General features: G+C 42.6%; 17 protein-coding genes. 1 reads left to right on the top strand and 16 read right to left on the bottom strand.

Annotated features, from left to right (window positions below; genetic code table 11):
* Nucleotides 1–30: 30 nt before the first annotated feature.
* Genes NQ488_03490 through NQ488_03475 form a run of 4 tightly spaced genes read right to left on the bottom strand, consistent with a single transcriptional unit; the run spans nucleotide 31 to nucleotide 4,329 of the window.
* On the bottom strand, nucleotides 31–1,563 hold the full coding sequence (locus NQ488_03490; GenBank protein ID UWN96388.1) for a peptidase M20: 1,533 nt from the start codon (nucleotides 1,561–1,563) through the stop codon (nucleotides 31–33).
* 16 nt (nucleotides 1,564–1,579) lie between these two features.
* A complete protein-coding gene (locus tag NQ488_03485; GenBank protein UWN96387.1) occupies nucleotides 1,580–2,050 on the bottom strand; it encodes a hypothetical protein in 471 nt (156 codons plus the stop codon).
* 43 nt (nucleotides 2,051–2,093) lie between these two features.
* Nucleotides 2,094–3,557 (bottom strand): amidohydrolase family protein, encoded by a 1,464-nt coding sequence (locus tag NQ488_03480; protein ID UWN96386.1) that lies wholly within the window; start codon nucleotides 3,555–3,557, stop codon nucleotides 2,094–2,096.
* 13 nt (nucleotides 3,558–3,570) lie between these two features.
* The gene (locus NQ488_03475; protein UWN96385.1) at nucleotides 3,571–4,329 is read right to left on the bottom strand and encodes an AraC family transcriptional regulator; all 759 of its coding nucleotides are present in this window, start codon (nucleotides 4,327–4,329) and stop codon (nucleotides 3,571–3,573) included.
* A 340-nt stretch (nucleotides 4,330–4,669) separates the two neighbouring features.
* Between NQ488_03475 and NQ488_03470 the strand changes: the two genes are divergently transcribed.
* Nucleotides 4,670–5,209, top strand: coding sequence for a phosphatase PAP2 family protein (locus tag NQ488_03470; protein UWN96384.1), 540 nt, complete (start codon nucleotides 4,670–4,672; stop codon nucleotides 5,207–5,209).
* Between the two features lie 22 nt (nucleotides 5,210–5,231).
* On the opposite strand, the gene NQ488_03465 is transcribed toward NQ488_03470, so the two are convergent.
* The 12 genes from NQ488_03465 to NQ488_03410 all read right to left on the bottom strand — a co-directional run bounded on the left by NQ488_03465 (nucleotide 5,232) and on the right by NQ488_03410 (nucleotide 20,875).
* Nucleotides 5,232–6,395, bottom strand: a complete 1,164-nt coding sequence (locus NQ488_03465; GenBank protein ID UWN96383.1) for a cation diffusion facilitator family transporter — start codon at nucleotides 6,393–6,395, stop codon at nucleotides 5,232–5,234.
* 263 nt (nucleotides 6,396–6,658) lie between these two features.
* The gene (locus NQ488_03460; protein UWN96382.1) at nucleotides 6,659–7,876 is read right to left on the bottom strand and encodes an iron-containing alcohol dehydrogenase; all 1,218 of its coding nucleotides are present in this window, start codon (nucleotides 7,874–7,876) and stop codon (nucleotides 6,659–6,661) included.
* 265 nt (nucleotides 7,877–8,141) lie between these two features.
* Nucleotides 8,142–10,220 (bottom strand): heavy metal translocating P-type ATPase, encoded by a 2,079-nt coding sequence (locus NQ488_03455; GenBank protein UWN96381.1) that lies wholly within the window; start codon nucleotides 10,218–10,220, stop codon nucleotides 8,142–8,144.
* A 13-nt stretch (nucleotides 10,221–10,233) separates the two neighbouring features.
* Entirely contained in the window at nucleotides 10,234–10,545 is a 312-nt protein-coding gene (locus NQ488_03450) for a DUF6110 family protein (protein UWN96380.1), read from the bottom strand.
* Nucleotides 10,546–10,787: 242 nt separating this feature from the next.
* Nucleotides 10,788–11,663, bottom strand: coding sequence for a methionyl aminopeptidase (locus NQ488_03445; protein UWN96379.1), 876 nt, complete (start codon nucleotides 11,661–11,663; stop codon nucleotides 10,788–10,790).
* A complete protein-coding gene (locus NQ488_03440) occupies nucleotides 11,656–13,377 on the bottom strand; it encodes a putative manganese-dependent inorganic diphosphatase (GenBank protein UWN96378.1) in 1,722 nt (573 codons plus the stop codon). The genes NQ488_03445 and NQ488_03440 overlap by 8 nt, the downstream gene beginning before the upstream one ends.
* 128 nt (nucleotides 13,378–13,505) lie before the next feature.
* Complete coding sequence (locus tag NQ488_03435) at nucleotides 13,506–14,921, bottom strand: methyl-accepting chemotaxis protein (GenBank protein UWN96377.1); 1,416 nt, start codon at nucleotides 14,919–14,921, stop codon at nucleotides 13,506–13,508.
* A gap of 126 nt (nucleotides 14,922–15,047) precedes the next feature.
* Nucleotides 15,048–15,701: a fructose-6-phosphate aldolase gene (fsa, locus tag NQ488_03430; GenBank protein ID UWN96376.1), complete on the bottom strand. Its 654-nt coding sequence runs from the start codon at nucleotides 15,699–15,701 to the stop codon at nucleotides 15,048–15,050.
* A 160-nt stretch (nucleotides 15,702–15,861) separates the two neighbouring features.
* The gene (xylB, locus tag NQ488_03425; protein UWN96375.1) at nucleotides 15,862–17,337 is read right to left on the bottom strand and encodes a xylulokinase; all 1,476 of its coding nucleotides are present in this window, start codon (nucleotides 17,335–17,337) and stop codon (nucleotides 15,862–15,864) included.
* An 80-nt stretch (nucleotides 17,338–17,417) separates the two neighbouring features.
* Nucleotides 17,418–18,896, bottom strand: a complete 1,479-nt coding sequence (locus tag NQ488_03420) for an L-fucose/L-arabinose isomerase family protein (protein ID UWN97094.1) — start codon at nucleotides 18,894–18,896, stop codon at nucleotides 17,418–17,420.
* Nucleotides 18,896–19,540 (bottom strand): DUF4867 family protein, encoded by a 645-nt coding sequence (locus tag NQ488_03415; protein UWN96374.1) that lies wholly within the window; start codon nucleotides 19,538–19,540, stop codon nucleotides 18,896–18,898. The genes NQ488_03420 and NQ488_03415 overlap by 1 nt, the downstream gene beginning before the upstream one ends.
* A gap of 162 nt (nucleotides 19,541–19,702) precedes the next feature.
* Nucleotides 19,703–20,875, bottom strand: coding sequence for a VanZ family protein (locus NQ488_03410; protein UWN96373.1), 1,173 nt, complete (start codon nucleotides 20,873–20,875; stop codon nucleotides 19,703–19,705).
* Nucleotides 20,876–20,895 lie beyond the last annotated feature (20 nt).

Here is a 20,895-nt window from a genome sequence, read left to right as displayed (position 1 = left end):
TGTAAATTTTTGTACTTTTCTTTAAAATCATTAATCAGGCTCACCACTTACCTTAATCATCTCCATAATCACCTGCGGAAGTACACCGAATGAATACGGAACATACAGTCTCTCCATCCACTGATGCGGATCTTTCATAAATACACCAAAGTTGAGTGCCGGTATATTAAGTTCTTTTTCGGTCTGCAAAGGTACACGGAACAGCATATCCATTGCCGGGAAGTTGCCTTTCAGTGAAGCAATCGCATCGCTGTCATCATCTATCTTCAGATAACTGCTGTCTGTAAGGCAGGCAAAGAACTTAAGTATCTTAAATGTCTCTCCGGTTCTTTCCGCCATCGTATCAAGCACCTTTTCAATCTGTGTCTGCAATGCAGCCTCGTACGTATCTTCAAGATTAAGCGTATTATGTGGACAATATGGTGCTGCAAGGAATATAACTATTGCCTTTTTATCTATTCCTGCAAGCTTAAAAAGCCTTTTTGTCAGCTCGTATGCGGAATCTCTCTTGTCGGGATATTCTTTTATTATATCCGCCGTCAGGTCATCTACATACTTTTCAAAATCAGAGGTGCATTTTTCTTTTGCCATCTCATATATCTGCATGAACTCATATACTTCATATCCTTCTCCTGCCCCTTCTGCCGCATCTTTAAGAAGCCCAAGTATTGCCTTTGTATCTTTATACATTATCATATAATTAAAATATAAAAATGCCTCATCATCCCTGCACCTTAACTTAAGCACTGCCGGAGGCGTAGTAATCTCTCCGCCCGCTCCGTCACAGAACTCCGGATTAAGATTGACTGATGTCACGATTTTCGATGCCACATCTGCTACAGGCTTCCCTGCACCATTTACATAGAAACACGGAAGAATCTTGCCGATTGCGCCTGTATATATATATCTTGTCGTGTCTCCCGGATAAAGCGGCGTTACGCAGTCGCTGTTGATAGCATAGAGAAATCTGTATCCTTTATCTTTCATATCCGAAAGCACATCAAGTGCATTTATAATTCCGGTATGAAGATTCTCCTCTACCGGATTAGACATAAACAGGATATTAACTCCCAGCTCCTGTGTTCTTTCACTAAAATACTTTGTAAGCACCATGAAGAGAGCAACACCGCTCTTCATATCACCGACACCTCTTCCAACCATCCAGCTTCCGCTCTCAAGGTCATTGCGGAAATCCTTGGGCAGCTTATCCTTTATCTCAAGGAACTTCTCTTTGAGTTTGTCGCATGAGAATGCATAATCTTTAAGATTGCCATAATCATCAACACCAACCGTGTCCATGTGTCCATGGATAATTATTACATTTTTTGTCTCTTTTTTTCCTGCCTTCACAAATGCAAATACATTACGTCTGTGTAGCGCATCCGCCCTTAATTCCTGCGTAAATGAATATTCAGGATGTTCCTGAAAATATGGAAGTTTTTTAAAATAACCATCTATATATTGCGATGCAAGCAGTTCACCGCCGTCGTTAGAATTTATGCTGTTGACTGCAACCAGTCCTTTTGTCACAGATACCATCTCTTCAAGCATATTTTTATCCATAATAATCCATTCCTTTCTAAAATACTATTATTGCCGGATCCTTTATCGCTGAAAGCCTGAACCACTCCCTCACTTCCCCAAGTGTCATACTGTCATCCTTTTTGATTATCTTTACATCATAACTGTAAGGAACATATTTTATATTACACAGTCTGCAATACTCCTCACGCCTTGTGTTAAGCATATCCAGCATCTTTTTGCACGCCTGTGCCGCAGTTTCTTCAAGCATATTCTCATAAGCTTCTTCCTGACAGCCATTTTCTGATGCGCTCTCACCGTTCTGTTCATATTCAAATGATACATATGCATCTGATGGTGTCTGCACGTTGTATTCCGGCTTGAGGTCACAAAGTTCGACAGGCACCGCGCCTTTTTCCTTCATTAGCTGCTCAATGAATGATGCTATCGTGGTGGCACATAAGCCCTCATAGCACTGCCCTACATGTGTTGCCCTTCCCCATATATAAAACTTTGGATTTTTCTTCATAACCGATTCCTCCTTTTCGTTCCGGATGCATTTACAATCAGCCCTAATCAGCTACTCTGAAGCTCATTGGTGACATCTCATCTGCACTTCTTCCTGCCCAGTCTCTTTCAGGCACCTTTGCAATCATCTTATCCTGAGCCTGCTGCATCCTTCCTATAACTTTATCTATGTCCATATTGACAGGTCTGTTACCATCAACAATGAGCTTTCCGTCAACGATAACTTTATCAACATTCTTGCCGCATGCGCTGTATACCAGCACCTTTATGGGATCCCTTACAGGCTGGCAGTCAAGATTATTAAGATCAACTATTACGATATCTGCCTTACAGCCTTTCTGGATTCTTCCAAGATCAGGTCTTCCTATTGCCCTTGCACCTCCAAGTGTCGCCATGTTGAATACCTCTGCCGCAGTTCCCGTGAATGGGTTGGCACCTTCGGCAATCTTACAGAATATTGCTGCATATCTCATTTCCCATATAATATCCTGGGTAAATGTATCAGTTCCAATACCCATATTTATTCCAAGGTCAAGATAGTGCTGTAATGATTCAAGAATCATGCCACGTCTTCCAAAGCTCCACGGACAATGAATTATGTTTGTATTGGTGCCGGCTATAAGCTTAAGCTCTTCATCAGGCTTCATCAGCTTCATTGCGTTCATGCTGTGTCCCTGAGGCATAAGATAATGTCCGTAATGAACCCTGCTTCCTACTATGCCGTGATCATACAGATATCCGGCCGGTGTTTTTCCGTATGTTCTTGCAATCTGCTCATACTCATTAATGGACTGCGCCGCATGAATCGTAACGATCATCTCCCTGTCGTTATCCATAACCCTGCGCACCTCATCAAGATATTCAGGTGTACAGCAGTCCACCTGACCAAGATATAGTGCCACTGTCATCCTGCCATCATATGCACCGTCATATTTCTGTCTGGTATCCATGACGTATTGCAGCCTGTCATATGCCTGCTGTTCATGCATGTTGTAATATACATTTCTGCCGTCCTTAGTCATGAAGTTTGAACTTGATGCCACAGGTCCGACTATTGTACGCAGGCCCGATTCGCCCATATGCTCTATTGACTTTTCATCACACCAGCCCTGCTCGAATACTGTTGTTGAGCCTCTTGTCATAATGTCTGCAAGTGAAAAATCAAGCACATCAATCTGATCTTCCGGTTCAAGCTTTGTTACTGACAGATATTCGTACAGTCCCGACATATAATTGAATCTGTTGCCTGTATCCTCGATAAAGCCCTTTTCAAGAGGACTTCCCGCAATATGGCAGTGGAGGTTGATAAGTCCCGGTATAACAAGTCCCTGACCGGCATCTATCTTCTCATCCGCCTCTCCTATATAATGTCTGCCTACATATATTATTGTATTGCCCTTATACGCAACTTCTCCGCCTCTGATTATGTAATGCTCTTCCTCTTCACAGCCGATAACAAAAGCTGCATTATAAATAAGTGTTATCTTTTCATTCCTGCCGTCTTTCATGTCTGCCTCCTTCTCACACAAAGTGCTCCTCTGCCGGCTTTTTGTAATAAGCCTTAGGTGTCATTAATGTAAATTTCTTAAAATCCTTTATAAAATGGCTCTGGTCATAATACCCAAGGTCATTACATACATCTGCTGCATTCTTTTCTCCGAGTATATCAAGCGAACGCTGTATCCGTACTATATTGGCATACTGTTTCATTGACAGGCCCACTGCATTCTTAAATACACGGTCTGTGTAACAATGACTGTAACCAACACGTTCAACAAGTTCATTTATATTTACATATCCTCTGTTCTCATCAATATTATTGACGACATACATCGTCATGGCACGCCTGTCTGTCATATCTGCACTACAGTCATACTCATCGGTAAACATCCTTATTTTATCTGTAAATGGCATATCCTGTTCAACATTAAAATTCTTACAGCATTCCGAATATTTGCCCAGGTCTTCTCTCGCTTCCATCAGCTTGCTTGCATCAGCCTCAATCCAGTCAGGCATCTGCCCCGGATTGAATTTTACACCAAAGCAGTAATCATAATCTCCTATTCTTGATGGCTTTCCCTGCATAAAGCTGCCGCATAGCTGTGGATGCATCACTCCGTTCTTCCATACATACTGTATGTCTATGCAGCCATCCGGTATCGCAACTATTCTTTCGTTATCCGGATTATGAATCTCATAGAATTTGTTTATTGAATCTGTCTGAACGCTTATCTCATTGTAAATAATTCTGTCATTAATATAAAATGTCTTCCTGTTCATAGCAGCCTCCGTTCCGCCCGGCAGTCGCCGGCTTTTCTTAAGCATATTATTTCCGTTTTTGCCGGATTCCATCTGCAGCATTTGCAGAAATCACGGCACGCTTTCCGTACAAAAAAGGCGCCACATCAATGATGTGACGCCTTCGTCTGAAAACTATATTTCATATAATATACATGCTCTTACAACTTTTCAAGTCATAATGAATATTTTTTATATTATAAATTATTTTTTTCTTTTGCTTAATTAATTTAATGATACTGCAGTATTAATTTACATTGATTTTACATATCTGTAATGATATAATCTGCAATATGTTTATTTACGAAAGGGGATTTTAACTATGGCATGGGAATTATCGTTACTCCATTGGTTTGAATCGATACATACACCGGTTCTCGATACAATTATGAAAGCCATAACTTTACTCGGCAATGCCGGAATATTCTGGATATTGCTTACAGTTGCATTTCTTTGTTTTAAGCAGACACGCAGATGCGGACTTGCAATGGCTCTCTCACTTGTTTTTTCATTAATCTTCACCAACATTATAATCAAGCCGCTCGTGATGAGACCACGCCCATTCTGGATTGACCCGTCATTCAACCTGCTTGTCACGGCTCCTACGGATTTTTCATTTCCATCAGGTCATTCATCAGCATCTTTTGCCGGAGCTGTTGCATGTCTGACACAGGACCGCAAAAAGGGAGTTATCCTCGTTATACTTGCTGCACTTATCGCAGTATCACGAATGTACCTTACAGTACATTTTCCTACGGATGTTCTCGCAGGAACAATACTCGGAATAATATACGGCATAGCAGGCGGAAAGCTTTGCAATATAATAACGGCGCACATTGCTGCACGCCGTCAGGCAAAATAAAGTCAATTCAGACTAAGTCAATTCAGACTAAGTCGAAGGTTATAACAGTACAATATTTTTTATCTTTGGACGCAACAATCTTATCAAGACTTTTCTGCAGTTCATCCTCTTTGCCTTTAAAGTCAAAAGGAATTGCAAGGTCAAAGATAAGTTTGGTGCGTTCTTTGCTTCTTACTATTCTGAAATCATGCAGCTTGAGCTGTTCATCAATATCTGCAAGATGACTTTCAACATATTCTTTCATCTCATTAACTTCATCATCATCTGTTACAACAGGGTCATAATGAATAACCATATGTATCTTGTGCTTTTCCTCAAACATACGCTCAATCTCATCAATCATCTCATGAGCTGCCAGCACATCTTCCTTTGCATCAACCTCCACATGTTCACTTGCGAACCTCTGTCCCGGGCCATAATCATGAACCATCAGGTCATGCACTCCGAGGACTCTTTTATCGGACTTAAGTGTCTCGTCATACACAAGCTTCGTCAACTCTTCCGATGCCGGCTCTCCAAGAAGAGGATTTATCGTATCCCTGGCAATTCCAATGCCGCTGTAGAGTATAAACAGCGCGACCAGAAAACCTATTATTCCATCAAGATTAAGTCCGCTTATATGGGCAATCACCGCCGCTACAAGCACGGCTGAAGTAGTAATTACATCATTACGGCTGTCTGCGGCTGTTGCTGCAAGCGTCGGACTGTCTATCCGCTTTCCCACTTTTGTATTAAAATACATCATCCACAGCTTTACAAGTATTGATACGGCAAGCACGATTATTATCTCAACTGAAAAATCAACTTCCTGAGGATTAATTATCTTCTGAAATGATGTCTTGGCAAGTTCATATCCGATTACAAGTATAAGCGCCGACACAGCCATTCCCGACAGATACTCCATTCTTGCATGACCATATGGATGTTCTTTATCTGCCGGCTTCTGCGACATCTTAAATCCCAGCAGTGTCAGTATTGATGATGCCGCATCCGACAGGTTGTTAACCGCATCTGCAGTAATAGACACACTTCTGCTTATTGTTCCTATTATCAGCTTGGCAATAAACAAAAATACATTGCAGACAATTCCCGTAGCGCCCGCAACGCTTCCATATCTGAGTCTTACATCAGGATCCTGTGTATCTTTATAATCTTTTACAAACAGTCTTATTATAAATTCCGTCATATATTCTCCATTCCTGCATGCCGCATTACGGCTGTGCCACTACTATGCGGCTTGTGTCCACTGATACTATATCATATACATTATCTTTTATTATAAATGTATTGTCAATGGGAGCACTGTGTATTATAAATATAAAAATAACAGGATGCGTATCAATCATTGAAGTTAATCACAACGTAATCTCAACGATTGATATTGCACCCTGCTATTCTTATGCTTAATTGTCGGTTATAATAACTGTGGCATCTTCCTGCCCCGTTTTATCAGAAATCTACTTCTGTATCATAGTAGCAGCACTTAAGCAGCTTCTCCATCTCTTCCTGACTTGGCTGACGAGGATTAGAACCTGTACATGCATCAAGTATTGCGTTAGCTGCAATCTCAGGAAGTCTCTCAAGAAATACATTCTCAGGAACAAAGCCCTGTTCTGTAGGATAGCTGTCAGGACCGTAGTTCTTAATGCAGTGAGGAATATTAAGCTCATCATTCATATGTCTTACATACCTGATAAGCAGCTCAACCTTCTCATCATCTGTATTACCGCCGAGCTTCATGAAATCTGCAATCTGTCCGTAACGCTTCTTAGCTGTAGGATCCTTGGCATTGAATGCTATTACCTTAGGGAGATACATTGCATTAGCTGCACCATGAATAATATGTGCGCCATAATCAGCAAATGCTGCACCTGTCTTATGTGCCATTGAGTGGACGATACCAAGAAGTGCATTCGAGAATGCCATACCTGCAAGACACTGTGCATTATGCATTGCATCTCTCTTCTCCATATCCTCATTATATGATCCGATAAGGTCTTCCTGAATCATCTTGATTGCATGAAGCGCAAGCGGATCTGTGTAATCGCTGTTGGCTGTTGATACATATGCCTCTATGGCATGTGTCAGTGCATCCATACCTGTATGTGCCACAAGCTTCTTAGGCATTGTCTCTGCAAGCTCCGGATCTACAATAGCCACATCAGGTGTAATCTCAAAATCAGCTATAGGATACTTAATTCCCTTCTGATAATCAGTAATAATTGAGAATGCCGTTACTTCTGTAGCTGTTCCCGAAGTAGATGATATTGCACAGAAATGAGCTTTCTTTCTCAGCTTAGGTATACCAAATACCTTACACATATCTTCAAATGTTATATCAGGATACTCGTACTTAATCCACATAGCCTTGGCTGCATCAATAGGTGAACCGCCACCGATTGCGACTATCCAGTCAGGCTGGAACTTCTCCATAGCTGCTGCACCCTTCATTACAGTGTCTACTGATGGGTCAGGCTCAATACCTTCAAACAGTTCAACTTCCATTCCTGCTTCCTTAAGATAAGCCTCTGCCTTCTGAAGAAATCCGAATCTCTTCATTGAACCGCCGCCAACACAAATCATTGCCTTCTTTCCTTCAAAGCTCTTAAGTGCTTCCAAAGCACCCTTGCCATGATACAAATCTCTTGGTAATGTAAATCTCTGCATAATACGATGCTCCTTTCATGTATTATCGTTAATTTTTTATCATACAAACATAATAACATATTTGCAGAACAATTCAAGTATATTAAGTGAAATTTCTCAACTTTTTTATATTTGTACTTTAAGATTTTAATAATATGCGGATGTAAGGGGAGTTATTACATAAAAACATCCACCAAAATCACGCACATTCCATGCTCATGGTTTTGGTGGATGTTTCCGTTTATTCTATTCTAAAACACATCATAATAGATTCTGACTTTCCCCATCAATCATCCAACAGCTTCTTCATGCTGTTAAGGCTGATAAGGATTGTCGATGTATTGTGAAGAAGTGCCGATGTTGCCGGCTGGATTACTCCAAGCACGCCAAGTCCGATGAGTGCTGAATTAATTCCGACAATCTTCTTGTAGTTCCAGTGAATACGCTTCATCAGTGCTGATGAGATATTTCTCAGAGTAACTATCTGTGCAAGGTCATCGCCGCTGACTGTTATGTCTGCTATCTCCCTTGCTATCTCAGCACCGTCACTGATTGCGATTCCTGCATCTGCCGCTGAGAGTGCCGGTGAATCATTAATTCCGTCACCGATCATTATAACCTTGTGACCTGCTTTTCTTCTCTCCTCGACAAACTTAGCCTTGTCCTCAGGGAGAACTTCTGCATAATACTCATCCACACCAACCTTGGCAGCTATTGCCCTGGCAGTTCTCTCGCTGTCGCCTGTCATCATTACTATATGGCTGAAGCCTGCCTTATGGAGTGCAGCGATTACATCAGCCGCCTCTCTTCTTACAGGATCCTGTATGCATATAACTGCTGCCAGCTTATTCTCGATAGCCATATACAGGTGTGAATATTCCTCAGGCAGCTTTGCAAACAGCTCTTCCTTTCCTTCAGGAACAACGCACTGCTCATCCTCAAATACAAAATGATAGCTTCCGATTACAACCTTCTTGCCATCCACACTTGAAGATATTCCATGAGCAACAACGTACTCAACCTTTGTATGCATCTCCTCATGCTCAAGTCCCTTTGCCTGAGCTGCATTAATTACAGCCTTAGCCATCGAATGAGGGAAATGCTCCTCAAGACATGCAGCTAATCTCAAAAGATTGTCAGGTGTTTCATCTATAAACGGAACCACATCAACCACCGTAGGCTTTGCCTTGGTAAGAGTTCCCGTCTTATCGAATACTATTGTGTCCGCATCAGCTACAGCTTCAAGGTACTTGCCGCCCTTAACCGTGAGGTCATGCGTTCCTGCCTCATGAATTGCATACAGCACCGATATAGGCATAGCCATCTTAAGTGCGCATGAAAAATCTACCATGAGCACCGAAAGCGCCTTAGTAACATTACGTGTAAGCAGCCATGTAAGTGCAGTACCGCCAAGTGTCCAGGGTACAAGCCTGTCTGCGAGATGCTCAGCCTTACCTTCAAGTCCTGACTTAAGCTTCTCAGACTCCTCAATCATGGCAACAACCTTTTCATAACGGCTTCCGCGTCCTACTGTTGTTACCCGTACTGTCAGCTCTCCTTCCTCAAGCACTGTACCGGCATATACGCTGTCTCCTTCTTTTCTGTGGACAGGTACTGCTTCACCCGTAAGTGAGGCCTGATTAACCATACCGTCACCTGATACTACCACAGAATCAAATGGGATGACATTACCCATATGTATTACTATCCTGTCACCCTGCTGAATCGTATCCGCATCTGCAAGCACTTCCGTTCCGCTGTTGGCAAGCCATACCTTACCGATATTGAGTGACATGCTTCTTGCAAGATTGCCGACCGACTTCTTATGAGTCCACTCCTCAAGCAGTTCGCCTATTCCAAGGAGGAACATGACCGAGCCTGCCGTATCAAAGTCTCCTCTTACGATAGATACCCCGATTGCAGTTGCATCAAGCACAGGTACCTCAATCTTACGGTTCCAGAGACACTTGATTCCCTCAGCGATGAACTTAAGTGATGATGCTATTGTATAGCATGCTCTTAATGGTGCAGGAAGCAGCCATTTTCTTGCATAATGGTACATAATCTTACCAACAAGCTGTTCCTGATACTCTGCATTCATTGCCCTGCCCGAATTGGCAACCACTGTATCCGGTACATCAACGCCTGCATATGAGAACCCCCTTAAGAATTCAATCATACAGTTTCTTGAACATGTGTAATAGATTACCGCATCACATGTCCTGTCATATACCTTGACTGATGCAACTCCCCCAAACTTTTGCAGTGTATATTCAAGGATATCAGCCTGCTCATACGTCATACGCTTCTGCACGGCATGTATACGCATTCTGCCCCCTGACTCACTCTTTATGCAAAACTTCATGGTTTGTACACCTCTATTCTGTTACAGTACTGTCAGAAGCCTTCACATCAGTTGAAGCATCTTCAAAGAAAAGCTCATCTGCTGCAGCTTCACGCTTCTCATTGATATCCTTGGCATCAGCGTAGATATCCCCGCAATTTTCCTGAATTGTGTTGGCTGCAGCCATAACGCACTTCTTAGCACGAAGTACTGCTGCTGTGCAGTTTGTGTATACCTTCTTTGCATCCTTGCTTGAAAGAATCCTGATACCTGCTGTACCAAAAAGAACTCCTCCTGCAAATGTTCCAACTTTCTTCCAGTCTACATCCTTTAAACAGTTCTTCATTGATTTATCCTCCTATAAAAGCTTTTTGTTTAAACGAGAGTATAACACCCTGTTTTTCGTTTATCAAACACATTCGCCCTTGATGATAAATTTTATCATTATGTCCGCAATACGGCTTATTTACCGGAATTTTCGTTATACAAACCAAATCATTGTTAGTTATCTCTAATTCAATCATAAAATTAAAAGCAGCCATATACCATTGATTAATATATCCTGCCTTTAATCGTAATTATATAATTCTACCAGCACATAACCTCATGTCCGTCTTCAGTAACACGTACCATAATCTCCCACTGGGCTGATGGCATATCATCATCCGTATATATTGTCCAGCCGTTATCTTCATCAATAAATATGTCCGGGTCACCCATGTTGACCATCGGTTCAATCGTAAACACCATTCCCGGTGCCATAACCATGTCTGTTCCCTTTTTGGTGACATAGCTTACAAACGGAGTCTCGTGGAATTCAAGACCGATTCCGTGTCCGCCTACCTCACGCACTACAGAATAGCCGTTAGCCTTGGCGTGGTCATTTATCGCCTGACCCACATCACCTAGATGTCCCCACGGCTTAACCTGCTCAAGGCCAAGCTCCACACATTCCCTGGCAACATCAACAAGCTTCTTCATCTCAGGGTCAACATCACCTATACAGAACATTCTTGATGAATCCGAAAAATATCCGTCAAGAATTGTTGAACAGTCAACATTAATAATATCTCCGTCTGCAAGTATTATGTCATTGGAAGGTATTCCGTGACACACCTCATTATTAATTGATGTACATACGCTCTTAGGGAATCCCTCATAATTAAGCGGAGCCGGAATACCACCCATCTGTGTAGTCTTCTCATATACCATACGGTTAATCTCTTCTGTTGATATTCCCGCCTTAATATGCTCTGCCACGTAATCAAGCACTGCAATATTGATTGCACTGCTCTTACGCATTCCTTCAAGCTGCTTCTCATTCTTGATTATGTTTCTCGGCGGTACCTTATGATGTCTCTTTCTGAAGAACTCCAGCTTCTTGTCAAACTCCATATGACATTCACAATAAGGTTTTCCACTCATGCACCAGCATGCATCTGTTGATCTTGGTTTCTTAAACATTCTGTGCCTCCATAGCTTCTATTATAGTAGGAAGGAACTGCTTCTTGCGTGATACAATTCCGTCAAGCATCACACTTGTCTCTCCCGGTTCCGCATTAAATGCATCCTTAAGCAGTTCTCCCGCATTCCTGCCCGCAAATACTATCTCAGATGATTCCTTCATTATATTAGTCAGCATAAAGAATACCATCTGAAGATTATTGTCTTTCATCACCTCCGGAAGTTCGGATATTACCCTTCCCTTAAGTTCATCAAACTCACTTCCGTTAACTGAGTTAATCTGACCTATTCCAATCATTACATCATCTATCTTAAACTTTTTAAAATCCTGATAGCATATTTCCTTAGTTGTCTTTGACATCAGGTTGCTTCCTGCCTTAAACATTGCATGTGCAAATGTCTCGATATCAATTCCGGCAATTGCCGCAAGCTCCGATGCCGCCTTCCGGTCAGGCTCAGTACATGTCGGTGAACGGTACATAAGCGTATCTGATATAATTGCCGCACATAAAAGCCCCGCCGTTGTTGCATCAGGCTTAAGACCATGCTCATTATACATCTGATATATAATTGTCGCGGTACAGCCAAGCGGCTGATTCCTGAAAAATACCGGATTCATGGTCTCAATAGTTCCAAGCCTGTGATGGTCGATAATCTCAAGAATCTCTGCATCCTCAATTCCATATACCGCCTGGCTCTTCTCATTATGGTCCACAAGAATAAGCTTCTTCTTATTGGCTTTCATGAGTGTACGGCGCGATATCAGACCTACATAATTGCCCGTATTGCTGTCAAGCACCGCAAAATCACGATATCTGAGCTTAGCCATAACATCCTGGATATCAGCAATAAAATCTCTCGTATTAAATGTAACGAGCCCTGTTGTTCTCATAAAGTAGCTTATCGGCATACTCTGGTTGATAAGACGTGCCGCCGTGTATGTATCATGCGGTGTTGTTATTATCATACAGTCATGTTCTCCTGCAAGCTTGCTTATTGTAAGCGCCACCTCTGCCCCTTCACATACGACTATACAGCCTGCATCCATCTCTATCGCCGATAACTGCGACTCATATCTGTTGCCGAGTATAACAATGTCTCCCGGCTCTATGTAATTCTCCATTAGATCCGGACTTGCTGCCGCAATAAGAACCTTTCCCTTATCAAACACAGTATTCATGCTGCCTACAAGCAGGTCCCCGTCAAGTGTATCAACTATATTAGAGCATGAAGTCTTAGCTGCCGCAAGAATATTACTGTCATACACATCCATGTACGATTCCGCAATATCACCTATTGTTATAAGGCCTTCAAGCTTATCTTCCGATGTTATCGGCAGTGTATACAGATTATCCTTGCGCATCATATTCCATGCCTGCTTAAGAGAGATGTTACGGTCAACGCCCGGGACTCTTCTTATCTCTACATCCTGTACCTGGGTTCTCACATCCTTTATATATTCAGGTTTTTTGACCTTAAAGTAATCAAGTACAAACTGTGTCTCTTCATTAAGGTGTCCGGCTCTCTTCGCCTCATAGCATTCACCACTTACAGAATCATCATTATCTGTGCTGTCTCCACCTGTAATATCATTGCCTGCATTGGCAGCAATTGCATTCTTGAGCCCGGCATACGCAATCGCCGAGCATATGGAATCAGTATCCGGATTCTTGTGTCCTATTATAGTTATCTTCTTTCTTTGCCCAATGTTCATATCCAACTCTTTCCTGCCTGTCATGCATGGCATGCCGCATCTGCACTCAGGCACAAATACAAAAATTCCTGATAGTCTGTTATAGAGTATACAACAGAACTATCAGGAATTCCAATCTTTAATCGATATTATTTTCTAAATACGACAATCTGCGTCATATCTTTCTCGCCATTAGCCCTCATGAAATCCATCATTCTCTTGACTGATTCATCGAACCTATAATATGCCTCAAGTGCTTTATTAAAGTACTCAATTGCAAGCTCTGTATTACCTGCATCCTTAGCCTTCCATGATTCACTTGCATTATTATGTATATCATTATGGCACTGTACCATATCCTTGAACTGTGAAGATGATGTAATCTTCGTATCGGTAACCGACTGTGCCCACTTACCGAACTTACATGCATTCGGTCCTGTAGCATTATTAAGCTGGGTAAGCTTAAGTGATTCAAAGCCGACAGCATTGTTGTATACCCTCCATGTAAGAATGAAATGGTCTATTGAGAATATCTTCATTCTGTCAAGGAGTGTAACATCTGAAAATCCCCTGAACATGTCACTTCTGAGAGTATCTATGTACCTTCCGATCTTATAGATATGCTCGCCTGTATCATGACAATCCTGTGAAAGTACTGAATAACTGTCTGTAATCTGACCGATAACTTTACTTAAATCCTTAGTATATGCCGACTGCTTATCTATTGCATGATAGATACTGTCAACCTCATCTGTTACATCATTCATCTGCGATTCCATTGCATTGATATTAGCGATTGAATCTTCAACTCTCTTATTACCATCCTCAAGCTTCTTAGTAGTTGCATCCATGCTTGCTGCAAGCTCTGCAATGCTCGTCTGCAATTCTCCCACATACTTGACAACATCATCCGCTGATGCTGATGTACTGTTGGAAAGCTCTCTTACCTGATCGGCAACTACCGCAAACCCCTTACCTGCTTCACCTGCTCTTGCAGCCTCAATTGACGCATTAAGTGCAAGAAGATTACTCTGGCTTGCAACCTTCTTAACCATATCGATAATCTCGCTGATCTTGGTAATCTTCTCCTGAAAATCCTGAATCTGAAGATTAATATTGTTAATCTCTTCTGTAGAATCCTTAACAACCTTGGCACTTACCCTCATGCCTTCAGCGCTGTCATTGGTCGCCTGAAGTACATTATGCGAACTGCTCCTTATATGTTCAATAGAGTTAGTGATATCATTGATAGAATTCTCAAGATTACCGCTTGATTCCTGCATCTCGTTAATAGTTACAGTCTGTGACTCAACCTGATCAAGCATATTCTTGACGTATGAATTATCACCTATTGACTGCATCGCTTCATTGGAACGCATTACAAAATTATTATTACTCTTTCTGAATGCATCCAGCACATTATTGAGTTTTTCTCCAACAGCTCCATCCGTAAATGCACTTGTGTCTATCGGATCGAAGTTTCCTTCTATCACCTTATCCATAGACTCAAGAAGGAGCTTAAGGTCGCTGTTAGATTCTGTTCTTTTTTTCTTATGACCAAACATAGACTTTCCTCCCAAATAAGATAATTAAACCCTGAATACACTTCTCCCATTTTTAGACATTTTACCACAAAACCGGTATAAATATCAACCGATTTTATACATATTGTACATGCAATTACGGATTATTTATTCACCGAAAACTGCTTTGTAATCAGCCTGGAACTTGGCAATTCCTGCATCTGTAAGAGGATGATGAACCATCTGTTCTATTACCTTGTAAGGAACAGTTGCTATATCAGCTCCTGCAAGTGCACAGTCTGTAATATGTATCGGATTGCGGATACTTGCACAGATAATCTCTGTTGTTATGTCATAGTTGGCAAATATATCCGTAATATCCTGAATAAGTCCTATTCCCGGCTGTGATATGTCATCAAGTCTTCCGAGAAATGGTGACACATATGCTGCTCCTGCCCTTGCTGCAAGGAGTGCCTGATTAGCTGAGAATATAAGTGTTACGTTAACCTTTATTCCTTCTGAAGCAAGGACTTTCGTTGCCTTAAGACCTTCAACAGTCATAGGAATCTTAACTACCATGTTCGGATGGATTGCCGCAATCTCCCGTCCCTCTTTAATCATTCCTTCTGCATCAACTGTAGTTGCCTTAACCTCACCGCTTATAGGGCCATCAACAATTGAAGCAATCTCAGCTATTACTTCCTTAAAATCTCTTCCTTCTTTGGCAATCAGCGAAGGGTTAGTTGTAACCCCGCAGATAACTCCCATGTCATTAGCCTTTTTAATATCCTCCACATTAGCCGTATCAATAAAAAATCTCATAATAACCTCCATTCCGCAGGCACAAAGTGCCGGAGGAATCGCGAGCCAAATGTCAGATTTGGCTCTGCGATAAATGCTATTTGTGGCGCCTGTAGCACAAATAGCTGTGTGAAAAATCAGATATCAATCTGTATTTTTCACACTAACCTCCATTCCCGTATTATGCCAATGATGCAAACACATTCTTTAACGCAGGATATATTCCTGCAAATTCATTATATCGTCTGTCATACCTTGCGGCAATCTCTTTGTCAGGGTGTATCGTACCTGATACCTTTACGATTGCATCAACGGCAGCCTTAACACTATCGTACTCCTTACATGCCACCATTGCAAGCATTGCTGCCCCCTGTGACGGACCCTCCTCAAGCGCAGGCATATCAACGTCAATTCCAAGTACATTGGCAATTATTCTGCACCACAGGCGGCTCTTTGCACCGCCTCCGCATATCGTTGTCCTGTCAATCTTAATTCCCAGCTTCCCGGCTACCTCAAAGGAATCACGTATTGCAAACGCTACACCTTCAAGCACAGCCTGTGTCATATCAGTTCTTGTCGTATCCATTGTAAGTCCCGTAAATGTTCCTCTGGCATGAGGGTCATTATGCGGTGAACGCTCTCCCATAAGATATGGAAGAAAATACACATGGTTATTGCCCAGCATATCGTCTGTTATCGGTTCCTGCTCTTTTGAATAATCCTTAGTTCCGATTATACCATCCATCCACCATTTGTTACAGGAAGCCGCCGAGAGCATGCATCCCATCAGATGGTAATTTCCGTCAGCATGTGCAAATGAATGCAGTGCATTATTATCATCAACACTGAATCTGTCACTTGATATGAATATCGTTCCTGACGTTCCGAGTGATATATTACATCTTCCGCTGCCGGTAGTGCCTGTTCCTATTGCTGCCGCTGCGTTGTCACCGGCACCTGCTGCCACTATTGTATCTCTGGCAAGTCCTAATTCTTCCGCAACCGCTTCCCTGAGTGTCCCAACTTTTTCATAGCTCTCATAGAGAGCAGGCATCTGCTCCATACTTATTCCGCATATTGAGAGCATCTGCCCTGACCAGCATCTGTTCTTAACATCAAGAAGGAGCATTCCCGATGCATCAGAATAATCCGTGCAGTGCACTCCCGTAAGCCTGTATGCAAGATAATCCTTAGGAAGCATTATTTTGCTTATTCTGGCAAAATTATCAGGCTCATTGGTCTTAAGCCACAGCAGCTTAGGTGCCGTAAAGCCCGCAAATGCAATATTGGCTGTATATTCTGAGAGCTTATCCCTTCCAATCACATTATTAAGGTATTGACATTCTTTATCAGTTCTTCCGTCATTCCACAATATCGCCGGTCTTATGACATTATCATCCTTATCCAGAATAACCAGTCCGTGCATCTGCCCGCCAAAGCTCATTCCTGCTATGTCCGTGGTGTCTGTTCCCTCTGTCAGTTCTCTTATCCCTGCTTTTGTCTGCTCATACCAGTCACACGGATTCTGCTCCGACCATCCCGGTCTTGGAAAACTTATCGGGTATTCTTTTGACACGGTTTTATATATCGTTCCGTCAGCTCCCATTAATATAAGCTTTACGGCTGATGTTCCGAGATCTATACCTATGTAACGCATAGCCGCCTCCATTTCATAACACCTGACATTTTCCTGTCAGTGTCAAATTTAGAAATCCATATGTTATATTCAAATGCTATTTAGAAAGGATTCTCAGTCTTATATAACATTCCTGCCGGCTGATTAAAGCCTATATCCTCAACTCCGAGATATCTGAACAGGTTGAAGAGTGTCTTTGCGTAATGCCCGAATGCAACTGCGGCATGATGAGGATAGTTCTTCTCAATCAGCACATGTCTGTAGAACCTTCCCATCTGAGGTACCGCGAATATTCCGATTGCACCGAATGAACGTGTAGCCACAGGAAGAACCTCCCCCTGTGCAACATATGCACGAAGCTGTGCATCCGCCGTACTCTGGAGACGGAACAGTGTAACATTGCCCGGAACTATATCGCCCTCAAGAGTTCCCTGCGTACATTCTTCAGGAAGAGAACGTGCCATAATCATCTGGTATTTCATCTCACAGAAAGAAAGCTTGCCTGCTGCCGTGTTGCCGCAGTGGAAGCCCATAAATGTATCCTTAAGCTCATAAGGGAATTTTCCCTTGATATCCTCATCATACAGATCCTCAGGCACCGAATTATTAATATCAAGAAGTGTTACTGTATCCCGGCTTACAACAGTTCCGATGAATTCGCTGAGCGCACCGTATATATCAACCTCACACGATACCGGAATCCCCTTCGCAGTAAGCCTTGAATTAACATAACATGGCACAAAGCCGAACTGTGTCTGGAATGCAGGCCAGCACTTGCCTGCTATTGCCACATAATCGCGTGAGCCCCTGTGTGCCTCCACCCAGTCAAGAAGCGTAAGCTCATACTGTGCAAGCTTAGGAAGTATCTGAGGCTTCTTATTGCCCTCACCAAGTTCAGTCTCCATCTCCTTAACTATCTCAGGGATTCTCTCATCCCCTTCATGCTTCTTGAAGCTTTCAAACAGATCAAGCTCTGAGTTCTCCTCTATCTCAACTCCGAGATTGTAAAGCTGCTTTATAGGTGCATTACATGCAATGAAATCCTGCGGTCTTGGGCCGAATGATATAATCTTGAGGCTGTTAAGACCTATGACTGCCCTCGCAAGAGGGGCAAACTCTGCAATCATATCTGCACATTCGTCAGCAGTTCCTACCGGATATTCAGGAATATATGCGCGGATATTGCGAAGCTTAAGATTATAGCTTGCGTTAAGCATACCGCAGTATGCATCTCCCCTGCCCTGTACAAGATTACTGCCTGTCTCCTCTGCCGCCGCAACAAACATTACAGGGCCGCCGAACTCCTTTGCAAGAAGTGTCTCAGGTGTCTCAGGTCCGAAATTACCGAGGTATACTACAAGAGCATTACAGCCGGCTTCCTTAAGCTGTGCAAGCGCTGTTCTCATATGTATCTCATTCTCAACACATGTAGGGCACTCATATATCTTCCCTGTCTGTGTCTCATACTTTGCATTATATGCTTCAACTACTCTCTGTCTTCTTGTTGCTGACAATGTCATCGGAAAACAGTCTCTGCTTACTGATACAATTCCCATCTTTAACTGTGGCATGTTGTTAATCATCTCTGATATCCTCCTGTTGATATATTGCTTCCCTTTAATCCGTTCCATGCTCCGTCTATTCCGGCATCCTCATGGGCTATAAGCCACTTATTGGCTGCCGCAAGAAGCCTGTCCTCACCTTCCGTGCATGCATCCCCGCTGCAATGCTTATCCCCAAGCTCTGCATTCGTTCCGTCCGGAAGTACAACAAGGCACTTAAAGCCGTTACCGTCCACTCCGCATGGTGCATAGTGCAGTGTTGTCGCATATATCTCAACCGCCGTGCCTGCCGGGACAAGGAATGCTTCAACCTTAGACGTATCATAGGTAAATTCATCCGTAATATCCTGCTGTCTGCCAAGCAGAAGAATCATATCCGTGACTGCTATATTCACCTCTGAGCTTCTGTGATACTCAAGTGCATTAAGCTTATCGTTATGTCCATTGCAATACCCGAACTGGATATTGCTCTCCCCATACATTCTGCTCTTCATCTCACTGTAAAGATGGCTTTCCTCAAGATATGCGTCCTTACGCACATACACCACATCCTCAGGCAGCGGGGTCTGCTCCATGCGCTCAAGAATATCTGTCAGATCGTATTCCGTAATAACCCTGCCATACTGCCTGAATTGCTGCGAACCTACACTGTTAAAAATCATACCCACTCCAATTCCGCAGATGCTTCTGCAACGTCCGGGGGGCAATGCCTTGAGATGCTTTTCCCCCGTAATTATCTTTATAAGTTCATTTTAACTTTACGGTTCTTATTGTCAATATATTATCAAATTATGGCACACTATTCTCCTTATTTGACAGCATTTTTACTCATGTGTCCTGAATGAAATATACTTTGTGCCTGACAATCTGTCATAAAACAGTTTGTTATGTCTTGCGAGTGTATTTACAAAAATATCACATATATACAGAAGCATTATCAGCATGAACAGACATATCGCCCATACACATGCTATACGCTGCCAGCCCGAAGGGTAGTATGACAGTATCACATATGACAGGAATGCATATCCCGGTGCCGGCATTACAACATAGTACACTATCATCTGCCTTATCATTATCCGCAAAGGATTAGCCCTGCTTCCGTCATCATTAACAAGCCTCAGTCCGACTATGTGTCTTCCGGCCGTCATTCCTCCGCTTACCGCAGGCACAACACAAAAATATGCAAGTACCCAGACGATATATATTTTGAACAGAAATACGCATCTGGTGTAGAGGTCCGATCCCGGCTCAACTATATGCGTCGAATTCTTAATAAGGTAATAAAGCACAACGCAGGCAACAGCCGTCACGCCCATATCCACAATCATTCCTGTAAGTCTCCTTAAGAAGGTTACATTCCTGCCTCTCTCATATGACAGCTCATCGAGCTTCTCCCTCTTCGGAAGGAAAAATGTACACAGCGGCGTAATCCATGAGCCTGCCACCGCTCCCGCCGTATTACATATAAGGTCATCCACATCAAAGTACCTGTATGGTCTCGGGTATATGCCAAAAAGTGCCGTAATCTGTGATACCTCAAAGAAAAGGCTCATGCAGAAACCAAGCACCATGACCTTAGGCCAGCTCTGCCTGAAATAATAATGCAGATATATTCCGAACGGAATCATCATTACTATATTCGCAACAACCTCAAAAAATGTCTGTGTATGTACCACTGCACTAAGTGTCTGCAGATCCCATCCCGCGACTGCTATATCTGCCTCATGTCTTATGTCTGTAAGAAACTGGAATGGCACAAGGCGCACCATGTTATCAGTCATCCGGCTTACCTCCTCAAATGTCGGAAGCGGCAGTGACACAAGAAAACACATACACAGTACGTAAAACCAGAAGGTATACACAACTACAATCCTGTATGCCATAAGGCTGCCGTACTTGTGATACTGATAGAGCACGTACGGAAATGTAAGTGCAAGCGCGACAAAAGGGAATGCTATATACGCCGTTCTAAGCGCTATTATATATGGACTCATCTTAATCCAGCTCCAATCCT

The sequence above is a fragment of the [Bacteroides] pectinophilus genome (genome assembly GCA_025146925.1).
Taxonomy (GTDB): Bacteria; Bacillota; Clostridia; order Lachnospirales; family Lachnospiraceae; genus Bacteroides_F; species Bacteroides_F pectinophilus.
The sequence above is the reverse complement of the archived record's forward strand: the minus strand, read 5'-3'. Positions and strand labels throughout refer to the sequence as shown.